Here is a 14,045-nt window from a genome sequence, read left to right on the forward strand (position 1 = left end):
GTAGTCTGTGTTCACAGGGGCCTCCAACGTCGTGACGGACGTGAACACCTCCAAGTGAACGCCCAACGGCACGCCCAGAGCGAGATTCACGAGGAGCGGAGGCCCCGCTCCTTCATCACATCAGGTCGGTAAGGAGTCGGTGGATGGCCAGGCCGGGGTGCGGCCGTCAGGCGGCTGCTAGGTGGCCAGGGCGGCAATTCTCTCAAAGGCTTGATGTTCCCGTACCCCGGCTTCCGCCTAGGAACTCTGGACCAGCAAATCTCTTATTTTCCCCCAGTTCCCCAGCGATCCGCAGTAGCCGGTTCCACTTCGCGTTGCGTTCCGACCGGGTCAGGGAGCCGACCTTGATCTGACCCGCACGCCACCCGATTGCGAGGTCTGCAAGGTAGCTGTCCTCACTGTCGCCGGAGCGCGCGCTGACCACGCAGCCGTAGCCAGCGTCCAGCGCTCGCCGGGCCACCTGCTCCGCGCGGCTCACCGTGCCGGTCTGGTTCGGCTTGACCAGTACGGCGTTGCCGGCACCCCGTTCGATCCCGTGATTTAAGCGGGACAGGTGGGTGGCGAACAGGTCGTCGCCCAGGAGTTGGATGTGGGACAACCGTTCGGTGACTTCGGCCCAGCCGGTCCAGTCGTCCTCGTGCAGCACGTCTTCCACCGAGACGACTGGGTAGTTCCTGCACCATCGCACGACCTCCTCGAGCCATTCCGCGCTCGGCAGGTCGCGGTTCTCGACGGCTAGCCGGAATCGCCCGTCCGGCTGGACGATTTGGCTGGCCGCGATGTCCACGGCTAGCGACACGTCGGCTCCGGGGCACAATCCGGCTCGTTCGATCGCTCCGCAGACCAGGTCAAGGGCGGCCGCATTGCTGCGCAAATGAGCAGCGAGGCCACCTTCGTCGGCGACGAGCGCCGTCGGTGCGCCCTGCCGCGCCAGCAGGTCGCTTGCCGCGTGCCGGACTCGCCACACCCACTCGATCGCCTGCGAGAGGTCCGGCGCCCCCACCGGTACTGCGAGTACGTCCTGGATGTCGAGCATCCCTCCGGCGTGCGCGCCGCCAGAGACGATGTTGACCATCGGTAGCGGTAGCAGCGGCGGCTCGCCGGTGTCGTCGAGGTACCGGTACAAGGGAACACCGGCGTCCTGAGCCGCGGCGAGCAGCGCGGCTAGGGACACGGCAAGCACGGCGTTGCCACCCAGCCGGGACAGGTCTGCCGTGCCGTCGACGTCGACGAGCGTGGCGTCGAGGGCGTCCCGCTGGTGCGCGTCCAGGCCTTCGACGGCGGGGCCGAGGACGTCGATCACGTTGCGCACGGCGCCGAGGACGCCGTAGCCGCCGTACCGCTCGCCGCCGTCACGGAGTTCGCGCACCTCGTATCCGCCGGTCGAAGCGCCCGAGGGCACCGTGACCGTGCCCCGCGCGCCGCCGCGCAGCGTCACCTCACAGCCAACTGTGGGCCGACCCCGGGAGTCCAGCGCCTCCCACGCGAACACCTCGCTGATCTGTGAACTCATCGCCGCACCACCGACGACAGGTGCTGCCATATCTCATCCGGATCGTCGGCCGGTCGGCTGAGCAGCGCCGTTGCGAGGTCGCGGACGAGCGCCCGCTGGTCCCCGGTCAGGTACTCGGCCACCGACTTCCCGTCGACCCGCGCCGCCAGCAGGCACCCGACGTGCCGGGAGAGGTATTCGGGCGACAACGTGATCGCCGGGTCGAGACCCTCCTGGTACGCCCGCAGGAACGCGGTGGCACAGGCGTGGTACCGGTCGATCGCGGCCGGCCAGTGCACGCTCTTCAGCAGCAGGTGGGTGACCAGGAAACCCACGTCGAACGCCGGATCCCCGAGGTGGGCGACCTCGAAGTCGGTAACCCACAGCGCGTCCCGCCCGACCAGCACGTTCTTGGGAGAGAAGTCGCCGTGGACCAGGCAACTCGGCCGCTGGAGCATTTCCTCGACGAGAAGCCCGACGGGATTGGCCAGCTCGGGCCTGCGGCGCATCACCTCCCGGTGGTACGGGTCGACGCGCAGCGCGACGAATGCCGTGGCATCCGCGAACTGCTCTGGCACGCCCCGGCCCCCCGCCGTGGCGGAGTGCCACCGCGCCAGCGTCGACCCCAGCTCCCGCGCTGCCCACTCCTCGGCGTGACCGGCGAGGAGCCGGAATTTCCAGTCCTCCCAGCCGTCCGGCGCGAGGCCCATCACCAGCGCGTACCGGTCCTCGTCGCAATCGACGAGGACGGCACGGCGTGCGGCGTGATCTCGTGCGCCAACCGCATCGCGTTGGCCTCGGTCAGCGTCCGCTCCCGTGGCGCCAGCCACTCGTCGGGCACCCGGAGCCGGTCCAGCGACTGTTTGACGACGTATCGGCCGGACTCAGCACGCGCGGCGAAGACCACATTGGAGACCCCGCCGCCGAGCGCCCGCACCTGAACCTGCTCGGCGGCCGTCACGATGCCACGGTCCCGGAGGAACGTGGCGACGTCCTGCTCGTGGCGAAGCAGATGGCGCGGCATGTCAGCCTCCGATCTCGGCGGCCTGTCGGGTCTCGCCCGACTGCAGGGCGGCCTGGAAGATCCGGTGGCTTTCCAGCGCCTCCCGTGGCGTGACGCAGCCGAAGCGGTCGTCGAGCCGGCCCGCCCGTTCGGCGAAGAACGCCGCCCACATCTGCAGAATCACGTCGGAGAAGCCGCTTTCGAAGATGCCGCCGGTGACGGTGGGAAAGACCGACTGGCTGCCCATCTCGACCTGCTGCCAGACCTGCTCCTTGCCGGACAGGGTCATCTGCCACAGCGTCTTCGGGTACCGCGTGGAGAACGCGACCCCGCCGGATGTCCCCACCGCCCGTAGCTGCCAGGTGTTCTTCTGGCCGGGGTCGATCCGCTTCATGTGAAGGGTGAGCGGGAACTCGGTGCCGTCGTGGGGCACCGAGCACAGCAGGGTCGCGTTGTCGTACGCGTCGCAGCGCGCCGGCAGCCCGTCCGGACCGGGTCGCTCCCGCACGATGTCCTGCAGCACCGCGTACACCCGCTCGGGAATCCAACCCAGCCGCAGCGGCACATGACAGACGTGCATGCCGAGGTCGTTCATCACCCCGGCGTCACCGCAGAACTTCCGTTGCCGCTTCCAGTTCAGCGGCTTGTCCCGGTCGAAGTCGCTGGAGTGGCTGAGCTGGCTCGTAGCCTCGATCATCGTGCCCAGGCTTCCGGACCGGATGAGTTGGTATGCCGCGTGGGCTCCGGGGAAGAACGGCATCTCGCTGGAGCATCGTACGAATACGTCCGGCCGGCTCTCCGCCGTAGCCACGATGCGTTCGGCGGCGCCGAGGTCGATGCCGAACGGCTTCTCCGCGAGCAGGTCCTTGCCCGCGTTGATCGTGTCGACGTAGATCTGCTCGTGCATGTCGTGCCGGACCGCCACGTACACCACGTCCACGTCGTCGGCGGCGAGCAGCCGCCGGTAGTCATCGGTGGTGGTGGTGACCGTGTCGACCCGGTCGAACCAGGCGAGCGCCTCGGGGTTGACGTCGCACACTGCGGTGAGGACGGGGCGGACCGGGTGATCGGTCAGGGCACCCCAGCGCGCGATCGCCATGGCGGTCTCCCGCCCCATCAGGCCACCGCCGATAATGCCCAAGTTGACCCGCTGTTGAGTCGACATCGCTAGCCCTTCTCGACGATCGCCAGGGCCTCTTCGGCCGTGGCTTCATCGTGGAGCAGCGCCAAGAGGGCCCGGGTGATCGCCTCGGGGTTCGGGTGCTGGATGATGTTGCGGCCGTAGACGATGCCCGCCGCACCCTGCCGCAGCAGCGCCTCGGTGCGGCGCAGCAACTCCGCGTCGCCGACCCGGCCGCCGCCGCGGACCAGCACCGGCACTACCGCGGTCTGCACCACCAGGTGGTAGTCGTCGACGTCGTCGGTGGGGTCGGCCTTGATCAGATCGGCGCCGAGCTCGCGGGCCTGACGCACCAGCGCCACTATGCGTTGTGTGTCGCCGTCGACCTGGTAGCCGCCGGCTTCGGTGTTGTCCCGCATTACCAGAGGTTCGATCATCAGCGGCATCCCGTACCGGGTGCACTGCTCACGCAGCGCCATGATGCTCTCGATGCAGCGTTCCCGGACCTCCGGCCGGCCGGGAAGGTGCAACAGGTTCGCCACCACGCAGGCGGCATCCAGCCGCACCGCCTGCTCCACTGCGTCAGGGAAGTGGCGGCTGAACAGGTACGAATCCAGCGGGTTGCCGTAGACGTTCGCCACGTCGGTCCGTAGCACCAGAGCGGGTTTGCGGCGGTCGGCGTGCCGCTGCAGCAGCGGCGCCTGGCCCGGGGTGAGCTGGATCGCGTCCGGCGCGGCCCGCACCAGTTGGTCGACCGCTGCGGGCATGTCCTCGATGCCGGAGATGAACGAGGCCTCGCCGAAAAACCCGTGGTCCACGGCGACGTCTAGGCAGCGGCCGGACCCGGGGTGGAAGAGACGGTTCAGTCGGTACATCTGCATACCCTCGCCCTCTTCGGGTTAACGTTATCCGGACCATACCAACGAGTCGCGGTCGTGTCATCGGTGAGGATTCGCCATAAACCCGAAGCACGGCAGCCAGAAGAGGTAGCGGCTTTGAGTCGGGCAGCGCCGGTCAGGTAACGTTCCATCAGAGAGAAGCGAAGGTACGGAGGTCACGACGGTGAAGCGTGCGGTGGTTGCGGGACACGTCTGCGTCGACCTCGTGCCGGAGCTGACCAGGCTCGCCGAGTTGACCCCCGGCCAGCTGACCGACGTCGGGCCGCTCCGGATCCGACCGGGCGGCTGCGTCGCGAACACCGGCTGCGGGCTCGCTTCCCTCGGCGCGCCGGTGCGCCTGGCCGCCGACGTCGGCGACGACGACTTGGGGCGGCTGGTCCGCCACATGCTGGTCGCCAGCGGGGCGGACCTGAGCGGGGTGCTCACCGTCGCCGGTGCCACGTCCTACTCCGTGGTGTTCGACGCACCGGGTGGCGATCGCTCGTTTTATCATCACCTGGGCACCAATGCCCAGTTCGACGGAAGCGGGATCGACCTCTCGGGCGTTGACCTGCTCCATCTCGGCTACCCCACTGCACTCCCGAAGCTCTACGCCGACGACGGCGCACACCTGGTGGACCTCCTCTCGCGAGCCCGCCGATGTGGCGTGACCACATCCGTCGATTTATCTACCGTGGACCCGGGGTCCGACGCCGCGGCAGTTGACTGGCAGACGGTGCTGACGAAGGCCCTGCCGTACGTCGACGTCTTCACTCCGAGCGTGGACGACCTGACTGCCCTCGGCCCCGTCGCCTCCGGCGGCGAACCCGTCGCCCGGACAATGGGGCGGTCGGCGCTCGGGCGAGGCGCCGGTGTGGTGTTGCTCACGGACGGACCAAGCGGGATGTACCTGTTCGCCGCGACGAGAAGCGGTTGGCGGACGCCGGGCGGTGCTTCGCGGGCCGGGCCGGCTGGGCCGAGCAGGAGCTGTTTGTAGCGGCGGAGGCAGTGCCGCGGGCGCGGACTACGGGGGCGGGGGACGCCGCGGCCGCAGGGCTGATCTACGGGATCCTCACCGGCGTCGGGCCCGACACCGCCCTACGATATGCCGCAGCGGCTGCGGCGGACGTGGTGCGCGGGAGACCACTGTCCGCGCGCACGCTGCAAGGTGACGCATCGCCCGGAGTCGAGCAGTGAGCGACACGACAAGGAGCAGACGTGGCAGCTTCGGTAACCGGCGTGACCCGGCCGGGGGCGGGGCCGGAATCCCCGACGTGACGCCGATGGCTCGCAAGGACGGCAGGCGGCCCACGATGCGCGACGTCGCGCAGGCCGCCGGGGTCAGCGTCATGACGGTGTCTCGGGTGATCAACAACGAGCCGACCGTCCATCCGGACTACATCGACAGGGTGCTGAAGGCGGCGGTGCAGCTCGGCTTCCGCCGCAACAACCTCGCCCGCGACCTGCGCGCCGGCCGGGAGACCGCCACCATCGGCCTGGTCACCGAAGATCTCCGCAACCCGTTCTACTCTCAGCTGGCCCGGGAGATCGAGCAGGTGGCGCGCAGCCACGACACGCTGCTCATCACCGGCAGCTCCGAGGAGGATCCGGCGCGCGAACAGGAGCTGATCGTCGAGCTGTGTCACCGCCGCGTGGACGGCCTGATCGTGGTCCCGACCGCGAGCAACCACGTGTTCTGCCGAACTGAGATCGACCTCGGCACGCCGATGGTCTTCCTGGACCGGAAACCGGAGGGGATCGAGGCGGACACCGTCCTGATCGACAACGTCGGCGGTGCCGCGGCCGGCACCGAACGACTCATCGCCCGGGGGCACCGGCGCATCGCGGTGATCGGGTACGAACAGGACCTGTACACCATTGCGGAGCGGACACGTGGCTTCCGAGCCGCGATGGAGGCGGCCGGCCTGGAGGTGGACGAGTCGCTGCTGCGCTTCGGCGCGTTCACCACGGAGCAGGCGGCGGCGGAGGCGGCGGCGCTGCTGGACGGCCCCAACCCACCGACAGGTTTCTTCTGCTGCAACAACCGTATGACGGTGGGCGTGGTGGAGGAGCTGGACCGGCGCCGCGCCGAGGTGGACATCGTGGGGTTCGACGACATCGACTTCGGCAAGTTCCTCCCGATGCCGGTGACCCTCATCGGCTACAGCGTCGAGCAGTTCGGCCGTCGCGCCGCGGAGATGCTGTTCCGGCGGATCCGCGGTTATCGTGGCAGGCCGCAAACGAGCATTATCCGTACCAACCTGATCACGCGTGGCCGTCGCGCCAGCTCGCGCACCGGCCGTACGGGCCGGTGCCGGCGAGGGTTGAGCGAGAATAATCGTCACCGTCTTGCCACCGTGGGATCGATGCCGCGCAGCATCGTTCCCTGGCCCGGTGACCGGTGCGCGTCGTTGGCCGGTGGGTCCTCCGGGTCCCGCATCTGGACCAGCAGCGTGGTACGCGCTTCGTCACTGGTGTTGACCCCGGAGCCGTGCACCGTCAGGTAGCTGAAGTACAGCACGTCCCCGGCGGTCGCCGGGCAGGGCAGCGCGGACTCGATCGGGTACTCGTCGGGCGGCAGGTGGAGGCTACCCGTCGTGTCGTGCGCGAGCGGCCCGAGCCGGTGGCTTCCGGGAACGACGCGCACGCAACCTTTCTCCTCGGGCGCGTCGTCGAAGTGAATGATCGCGGCGAGCACGGTGTGCTTGTGGTGCGGGAAGTAGGGGTGGTCCTGGTGCATGGGGAAGGGCGACCCCTGCTCCGGCGGCTTGATGAATACCTTCGTGTGGTGTAGTTGCACGTTCTGGCCGCCAATGAGCTGGGCTGCTGGGCCGGTCAGCCGTTCGTCCACGATCAGCCTGGTGAATGCGGCGGCGAGGAATTGGACGTCGTGCTGCCCCTGAATGGTCGTTTTCCGCCCCCCGGCCAACTCGCGGGCGCTGCCCCAGGTGCGGTCCTCCGCGGCATCGCCGGCAAGGCGGCCGAACATGCGGTGGCTCTCCTCGCGGTAGGCGGCCGCCTCATGCCTGCTGAACACCCCGGGGACCAGTAGGTATCCGTTCTCGCGGTAGAACTCGATTTGCTTGTCGCTGAGCATTTCTCTTCGTCCTCCTTCTTGGGCGTCAGTCGGTGTCCGCGTCTGCCTGCGCCAGACAGGTGTAGACCTCGCTGCCGCCGTAGTACAGCCACCAGGTCCCCTCGTGGCGGGTCATGCCAGTGAAGAAGATTGTGTCGCGGAAGCAGGAGACCAGCCGTTCCGGCTCCTCGGCGTCGCGGCAGTTCTCCCACGGGTATCGCTCCTCGGCGACCAGGACGGGCCGGGGGAGCCAGTCCACAGCGCGTGCGGGGTCTGACTTGGATAGCAGCACTTCGCCTGCGGCGTAGAAATGGCCGGTGTGGTGGCCACCGGTGAAGAGCACAATCCGATCTGGGTCACTTTGGGAGTAGTCGGTCAGGGCGAAGCAGCCCTCGCCGCCCGGCCAAAGCTCGTCGACCTTGGTGGACTCCCAGTGCAGCAGATCCTCGGAGTACGCAATCAGGCCGTTGTTGAGGTACATGACGAACCGTCCGTCGACCCGTACCGCCTGGTTCTCAGGGTTTTGCAGAACGCAGGCGTTGCGGTGGATCTCATCAGCCTCGGGGAACGCCAGCCCGATCTTCTGCCAATCGACGAGGTTGTCGGAGACGGCGATGTAGACGCCGTTGATCGCCGGGTTCTCGGCGTCCTTCCAGTCCCACCGGTTGCAATACAGATAGTACCGGCCGTCGTGCTCGACGACGCAGACATCCTCGAAGCTGTACCGAGCGTCCTCGCCATGCCGGAACAACGGGTTGTGCCCCTCAAGGCGGGTGAAAGTGACGCCGTCATGGCTGGTAGCAACGCCGATATCGCAGATGTAGTCGATCTCGCCGAACTCAATCGACTGTTGCTCACCCTGGCCCCAGAAGCCCTCCGGTAGTGGCTCCTCCCCACGGTAGACGTAGTAGAACAGGCCGTCCTTGCGCACGATCGCCCCGTTGTGGACGCCGCCACCGAACCGACCGCGGTCCCAACCCTTTTCTGCCGGGCCGAACACTGGGTTGCCGGGATACTTGCCAAACGGGCCGATCGCCCATTCCGGCAGCTCGTACGTCGCTTCGTCGACCGGTTCGGTAGAGAAAGCGCCCCAGTACTCCGCCTCGTTGTAGCCAGTCCTCTCGTACAGCCGCCGCAGGTGGTCCGGGCCGGAGCGCTGCCAGTCGAAGAAGCCGGTGCCGAAGAAGTCGTTGGTGAGCTCTGCCATTGAATACGCCCTTCTGTGCCTCAGATGGCCTTCGTTGCCGCCAGATCAGCTGCCCGTCCACGCCTCGCAGCCACGGAACGGGAAGTCGTACCCCGGCACGTGCCGGGGAAGCGGCTGGTAGCTGTTGACGCCCGGCTCGCCGCGCAACAGCAGTGCGCTGACGAACGGCGGATCGTCGGTGACGATCCGGGTGGACGTCGGGATGTAGCGGATGGTCAGGCCGCACCTCCGCTTCTGCGAGGTGTTGCCGTCGCTCGCGTGCAGGATGTTCGGGTGGTGCACCTCCACGTCGCCGGGCTGCAGCACCAGGTCAACCGCGTCGGACTCGTCTATGTCCACGATGCTTTCCGCGCCGAGCACGTTGTCGATGTCGGGTCGTTGTCGCAGTGGATGGAACTCCTGACGCTGCGAGCCGGGAAGGACCCGCAGGCAGCCGTTTTCAGGCGTGGACTCGTCGACGGCGAGCCAGAGCGTCACCACCTCCATCGGCTCCAGCGGCCAACCGGCACCGTCCTGATGCCACAGCACGGGCCGGTTGGACAAGGGCGGCTTGCAGATGTAGTGGGAGGCGAAAAGCGCGATGTTCGGGCCGATGAAGACCTCAGCGACATCGAGCAGCCGGTCGTCGCTGACCAGCCGCACCCAGAACGGGTCCTGCGCCACCAACTCGTGGCTCAGGTCCTCGGGTCGCCGGTCCGGGTACTTCGCCTGGAGCCAGTCCACGTGGTCGCTCGCCTCGGCGATCAGTTCACGATCGAGGACGTTGCGGAAGACGGCATAGCCGTCCCTGTCGTACTGGGTGCGCATGACGTCGCGGTCGGTGGTCAGGATGCCCATCGGCATGCTCCTTTCGAGTCACTCATCGGGGGCTGTCGGCCCCAGCATTTCGTCGCTGGAGTGACTCGGGCTAGCAGAATCTCTGCAGGAAGTTGTAAATTTCTGACATGCCCGCAGTAGTCAAGTTCGATGAGATTGCCTGCGGCGAGCCGTACCATGCAGCGCTCGCCTTCGTCGGGCACGAGCCGCGAGAACTCTCCTTCCCTCATTCGCACGCCGACTTCTACGAGCTCATGTACGTGGTCTCCGGCCGGGGAGTGCAGCGGATCGCGGGTACAGACCTGCCGATGCGCCCCGGTGATCTCGCACTCGCCAGACCGCACGACCGGCACCAGTTCCTCGTCACCGGCCGGGAGCAGTTGCGCTTCATCAACATCGCGTTCCCGGCGGCCTGTGGCGAGCCTTGAGTGATCTCGCCGGCATTGAGCAGGCGGCCGACTGGGATCGGACCCCGACGCCGCCAATGGTGCGGGCCGATGAACCGGACGGTGAGGTCGCGACCGAGTGCCACCGGGTGCTCGAGCTCTTCCACCGTGGTCCCAGCACCATCGACCTGATCCGGCTGTGGACGGCGGTGGTGCCCGCCTTGGCAGCCGGCGAGGGTGGCACGTTGGGCGCCGCGGGGCGACCGGCCTGGCTGGTGCGGGCGTGTGCGGCGATGAATGTGGAGGAAAACCTCGGGGCGGGGCTGCCGAGGCTGCTCGAGCTGGCCGCGGTGAGTCACGGCCACCTCGCCCGCAGCATGCGAGCGCACTACGGGCGTACGCCGGTCGAGCACGTCACCGAGCTCCGACTGGCGCATGCCGCCCTGCTGCTGGCGACCACGGCCGAGCCGGTGGGCCGGATCGCGGAACGGTGCGGCTTCGACAGCCTCTCGTACTTCGGGCGCTGCTTCAGACACCGCTACGAGGTGAGCCCGCGGGAATACCGGGCCGCCGCCAGCCGTCGCGTCGTACCCAACCAACGCTGACGGGGCTGCGGATCGTGGCGGCGTGTGCGTCAGATCGTGAGTCAACGCCATCGTGGACGCTCGAGGAGTGGGGGGCACGTAACGCCTCCAGGAGTCTGTCGTGACTTCTCTCCGATAGACGTTCGTTTCGAGGGGATGACTTCTGGTCGAGCTGATGTTAGCGTCCGGGTAACGTTATCTCAATTACACGGCTCGAGGGCGAGGCAGCTTCCCTGCCATCGCACAGCGATCGCTCGAGGGCCTTGAGGAGGAGAAAGCCTCATGAAGCGCAAGGCAACCATCCTCAGCGGCCTGCTCGTCGGAAGTCTGCTGCTCACGGCGTGCGGCGGTGGCGGTAGCGCTGGCGGTGACAGCGCCAACGCCCAACGTGGTCCGATCAAGATCTGGTACGCCAACTTCGAGCCCGAGATCAAATGGGCCCAGCAGATGATCGAGGCATGGAACGCCGAACATCCGGACCAGAAGATCACCGGTCAGGAAGTTCCCGCCGGGAAGTCCTCGGAGGAGGCGGTCACCGCGGCGATCGCCGCCGGCAACACCCCGTGCCTGATCTTCAACGGCGCCCAGATCGCGACCCCCGACTACCAGCACATGGGCGGCCTGGTCTCGCTGGACTCCTTCCCAGGCGCCGCCGAGTACATCGAGTCGCGCAGCGGCGAGAAGGTGGCACAGCAATACAAGTCGCCGGACGGGAAGTACTACCAAATCCCCTGGAAGGCCAACCCGTTGATGATGTTCTACAACAAGGACATCTTCGCGAAGGCCGGGCTGGACCCCGACAATCCGCCCCTGAGTACCTACCAGGATTTCCTCTCTGCGGCACGCAAGGTAGTAGCGAAGGGCGGTGCCAAGTACGCCATCGCACCCGCTCCGACCAACGAGTTCTACCAGTCGTTCTTCGACTTCTACCCGCTGTCCGTGGCCGAGTCTGGCGGCACACTGCTCGTCAAGGACGGCAAGGCCCAGTTCAACTCGGATGCCGGCCTACAGGTCGCGAATTTCTGGCGGACCATCTATCAGGAGGGTCTGGCGCCTAAGGATCCGGTGAGCACGACCACCGACCCGTTCGCCGAGGGCAAGGTCGCCATCCGCTCCGCCGGCCCCTGGGCGATCAGCACCTACGGAAAGCTCCACTGGGGCGTCGTACCGGTCCCCACGCCGAACGGCATGCCCGCCAACCAGACGTGGACGTTCGCCGACGCCAAGACCATCTCGATCTACAGCTCATGCAAGAACCGGGGCACCGCGTGGGATGTGCTCAAGTTCGCCACTGGTGAGGAGCAGGACGGCAAGTTCCTCGAGATGACCGGGGAGATGCCGCTTCGTCAGGGCCTGCCCGACAAGTACCCGGACTATTTCGCGAAGAACCCGTCCTACATGACCTTCGCCGACCAGGCCTCCCGGGTCGCCGAGGTGCCTTTCGTGCCCAACAGCATCGGGATCTGGCAGACCTTCCGCGATGCGTACGTGGCATCCGTGGTCTTCGGCAAGCAGGACGTCACGTCGGCCTTCGACCAGGCCGCGCAGAAGGTCGAGCAACTCGCCGGCGAGAAGTGACATGAGCCCGGATACCGCATCGATTACCGCCGGACGACTCGGCGATGTGGCGGGCAAGAAACAGCCGCCGCGCCCCCGGCGCCCGGTCCGGCGGCTGCTAGGTCAGCACCCGATTGGGATCGCCTTCGTCACGCCGTACACGGTCTTCCTGGCTGTGCTCGCGGCGTACCCGATCCTGCTCGCGCTGTGGATTTCGTTTCATGACTTCTTCTTCACGGCACCCGGCGTCGATGTGCCCAAGCCGTTCGTCGGCCTGGACAACTACGCCGACGTGCTCAGCGACCCGCTGGTACGGCGCTCGTTTGTGAATATCGCGATCTTCCTGGCCATCAACGTACCGCTGACGACGATCGCTGCGCTCGCCTTGGCGGCCGTGCTCAACGCCGTGCTGCCGCTGCGCGGGTTTTTCCGCACCGCGTACTACCTGCCGTACGTGACCGCGAGCGTGGCAGTGGTCGCCGTGTGGCTGTGGTTGTTCAGCCGGGACGGTCTGGTCAACACCATTCTCGGCCACCTCGCGCCGCAGCCGTCGTGGCTGGTCAACGAGACGTTGGTGATGCCTCTGATCGCGCTGTACGTGACCTGGAAACAGCTCGGCTTCTTCGTCGTGCTCTATCTCGCCGCGCTGCAGAACATTCCCCGTCAACTGTACGAATCGGCGGCGGTCGACGGTGCCGGGCGGCTACGCATCTGGTGGTCGATCACCGTGCCGAGCGTGCGCCCGGCGACCACGCTCGTCGTGGTCCTGGCGACGATCTGGGGCGCGAACCTGTTCACCGAACCGTATCTGCTCACCGGCAGCGGCGGACCGAACGGCGCCTCGATGTCACCGGTGCTGATCATGTATCAAAAGGGAATTCAGCAGGGCAAACCCGACTTCGCCGCTGCGCTGGGCTTCGTCCTGGTCGCCGCCGTACTCGCGCTGAGCCTGCTCAACCGGCGCCTGCTCGAGCGGGAGTGACGAGATGACCACAACCCACGTACCCCAATCTGTCGCGCCCGAGGCGGCAACCGCGAGCTCGACGACGGCCAGCGCACCCGCTGCGATCGGAAAGGCGGCCCGGCTGCTCGCGCTGTCGGCCGGCGCCTTCATGTTCCTCTTCCCCTTCTACTACATGGTCGTCGGCTCGCTACAGACCGAACCGGACTCCTCACCCGGCGGCGCGGTCCCCGATCCAGGCGATCTGTCGCTGGACAATTACGCGGCGATCAACGCCACGGTCCCGCTCGGGCGCGCCCTGCTCAACTCCGCCATCTACACCGGTGGGGTAGTGATCATGAGCGTGGTGGTGGGCGCCCTGACCGGATACGCCCTCGCGCAGTTGCGGTTCCGGGGACGCGAGGCGCTGTTCACCGTGCTGATCCTGCTCCAACTGGTGCCGTTCACGCTCTCGCTGATCCCGCTCTACATCCTTATCGTGCGCGACTACGGGTTGGGGGACACGTACCTCGGGATGATCCTGCCGGGCGCAGTGAACGCTACCGGGGTGTTCATCTTCCGGCAGTTCTTCCTGGCCATTCCGGCGGACCTCTTCGACGCGCCCCGCGTTGATGGCGCCAGCGAGTTGCAGGTGCTGCGGTACGTGGCCCTGCCGCTGATCCGGCCGGCGCTGCTCACCGTGGTGCTGGTGACGTTCATCGGTCCATGGAACGACTTCCTCTGGCCGTTCCTGGTGACCAAAGACCGCCACATGCAGCCGCTCGCGGTCGCGCTGGCGAACTACATCAGCTCGCAGGCCGGCAACGCGGACAATCCGTTCGGCGCCATCCTCGCCGGCGCGGTGGTTCTGGCCGCACCTGTCGTACTGCTGTTCGTGCTGTTCCAAAGGCATTTCTCAGCCACCAACCTGAGCAGCGGCGTGAAGGGTTGAGCACCCCAACCCCCTCGTCGTACCTCGAACGCCC

The 14,045-nt window shown here is 67.2% G+C and carries 15 protein-coding genes and 1 pseudogene; 8 read left to right on the forward strand and 8 right to left on the reverse strand.

Annotated elements, in window-relative coordinates; genetic code table 11:
* Positions 1-202: 202 nt before the first annotated feature.
* The 5 genes from eno to JNW87_RS00635 are packed head-to-tail and all read right to left on the reverse strand — an operon-like array spanning position 203 to position 4,490.
* Positions 203-1,543, reverse strand: a complete 1,341-nt coding sequence (gene eno, locus JNW87_RS00615; protein WP_309233871.1) for a phosphopyruvate hydratase — start codon at positions 1,541-1,543, stop codon at positions 203-205.
* Positions 1,510-2,202, reverse strand: coding sequence for a phosphotransferase family protein (locus JNW87_RS00620; protein ID WP_238452697.1), 693 nt, complete (start codon positions 2,200-2,202; stop codon positions 1,510-1,512). Before JNW87_RS00620 ends, eno begins: the two co-directional genes overlap by 34 nt.
* Positions 2,202-2,516 (reverse strand): hypothetical protein, encoded by a 315-nt coding sequence (locus JNW87_RS00625; RefSeq protein WP_238452698.1) that lies wholly within the window; start codon positions 2,514-2,516, stop codon positions 2,202-2,204. Before JNW87_RS00625 ends, JNW87_RS00620 begins: the two co-directional genes overlap by 1 nt.
* 1 nt (position 2,517) lies before the next feature.
* Positions 2,518-3,660: a Gfo/Idh/MocA family protein gene (locus JNW87_RS00630; protein WP_109805412.1), complete on the reverse strand. Its 1,143-nt coding sequence runs from the start codon at positions 3,658-3,660 to the stop codon at positions 2,518-2,520.
* Positions 3,661-3,662: 2 nt separating this feature from the next.
* Positions 3,663-4,490 carry a class I fructose-bisphosphate aldolase gene (locus JNW87_RS00635; RefSeq protein WP_201749989.1) on the reverse strand — a complete coding sequence of 276 codons (828 nt, stop codon included), beginning with the start codon at positions 4,488-4,490 and terminating at the stop codon, positions 3,663-3,665.
* A 187-nt stretch (positions 4,491-4,677) separates the two neighbouring features.
* On the opposite strand from JNW87_RS00635, the gene JNW87_RS00640 reads away from it, so the two are divergent.
* The 3 genes from JNW87_RS00640 to JNW87_RS00645 all read left to right on the forward strand — a co-directional run bounded on the left by JNW87_RS00640 (position 4,678) and on the right by JNW87_RS00645 (position 7,000).
* Entirely contained in the window at positions 4,678-5,490 is an 813-nt protein-coding gene (locus JNW87_RS00640) for a carbohydrate kinase family protein (protein ID WP_238452699.1), read from the forward strand.
* A gap of 11 nt (positions 5,491-5,501) precedes the next feature.
* Entirely contained in the window at positions 5,502-5,690 is a 189-nt protein-coding gene (locus tag JNW87_RS41170; RefSeq protein WP_375373442.1) for a PfkB family carbohydrate kinase, read from the forward strand.
* An 86-nt stretch (positions 5,691-5,776) separates the two neighbouring features.
* Entirely contained in the window at positions 5,777-7,000 is a 1,224-nt protein-coding gene (locus JNW87_RS00645; RefSeq protein ID WP_238452700.1) for a LacI family DNA-binding transcriptional regulator, read from the forward strand.
* Positions 7,001-7,008: 8 nt separating this feature from the next.
* Here JNW87_RS00645 and JNW87_RS00650 read toward each other — a convergent pair.
* The 3 genes and pseudogenes from JNW87_RS00650 to JNW87_RS00660 form a co-directional block, all read right to left on the reverse strand.
* Positions 7,009-7,590 (reverse strand): annotated as a pseudogene (locus JNW87_RS00650) (phytanoyl-CoA dioxygenase family protein); the annotation flags it as partial.
* A 25-nt stretch (positions 7,591-7,615) separates the two neighbouring features.
* Positions 7,616-8,776 carry a hypothetical protein gene (locus JNW87_RS00655; protein WP_109805417.1) on the reverse strand — a complete coding sequence of 387 codons (1,161 nt, stop codon included), beginning with the start codon at positions 8,774-8,776 and terminating at the stop codon, positions 7,616-7,618.
* A gap of 45 nt (positions 8,777-8,821) precedes the next feature.
* Positions 8,822-9,613 (reverse strand): phytanoyl-CoA dioxygenase family protein, encoded by a 792-nt coding sequence (locus tag JNW87_RS00660; protein ID WP_109805418.1) that lies wholly within the window; start codon positions 9,611-9,613, stop codon positions 8,822-8,824.
* 107 nt (positions 9,614-9,720) lie between these two features.
* Between JNW87_RS00660 and JNW87_RS00665 the strand changes: the two genes are divergently transcribed.
* The 5 genes from JNW87_RS00665 to JNW87_RS00685 all read left to right on the forward strand — a co-directional run bounded on the left by JNW87_RS00665 (position 9,721) and on the right by JNW87_RS00685 (position 14,011).
* Entirely contained in the window at positions 9,721-10,020 is a 300-nt protein-coding gene (locus tag JNW87_RS00665; protein ID WP_238452701.1) for a cupin domain-containing protein, read from the forward strand.
* Complete coding sequence (locus JNW87_RS00670; protein ID WP_238452702.1) at positions 10,017-10,583, forward strand: helix-turn-helix transcriptional regulator; 567 nt, start codon at positions 10,017-10,019, stop codon at positions 10,581-10,583. Before JNW87_RS00665 ends, JNW87_RS00670 begins: the two co-directional genes overlap by 4 nt.
* Positions 10,584-10,844: 261 nt before the next feature.
* Positions 10,845-12,140, forward strand: coding sequence for an extracellular solute-binding protein (locus JNW87_RS00675; RefSeq protein WP_109805420.1), 1,296 nt, complete (start codon positions 10,845-10,847; stop codon positions 12,138-12,140).
* A 1-nt stretch (position 12,141) separates the two neighbouring features.
* Positions 12,142-13,101, forward strand: coding sequence for a carbohydrate ABC transporter permease (locus JNW87_RS00680; protein ID WP_109805421.1), 960 nt, complete (start codon positions 12,142-12,144; stop codon positions 13,099-13,101).
* A 4-nt stretch (positions 13,102-13,105) separates the two neighbouring features.
* Complete coding sequence (locus JNW87_RS00685; RefSeq protein ID WP_109805422.1) at positions 13,106-14,011, forward strand: carbohydrate ABC transporter permease; 906 nt, start codon at positions 13,106-13,108, stop codon at positions 14,009-14,011.
* Positions 14,012-14,045 lie beyond the last annotated feature (34 nt).

Source organism: Micromonospora sp. ATA51 (assembly GCF_016802855.1).
GTDB lineage: Bacteria > Actinomycetota > Actinomycetes > Mycobacteriales > Micromonosporaceae > Micromonospora > Micromonospora sicca.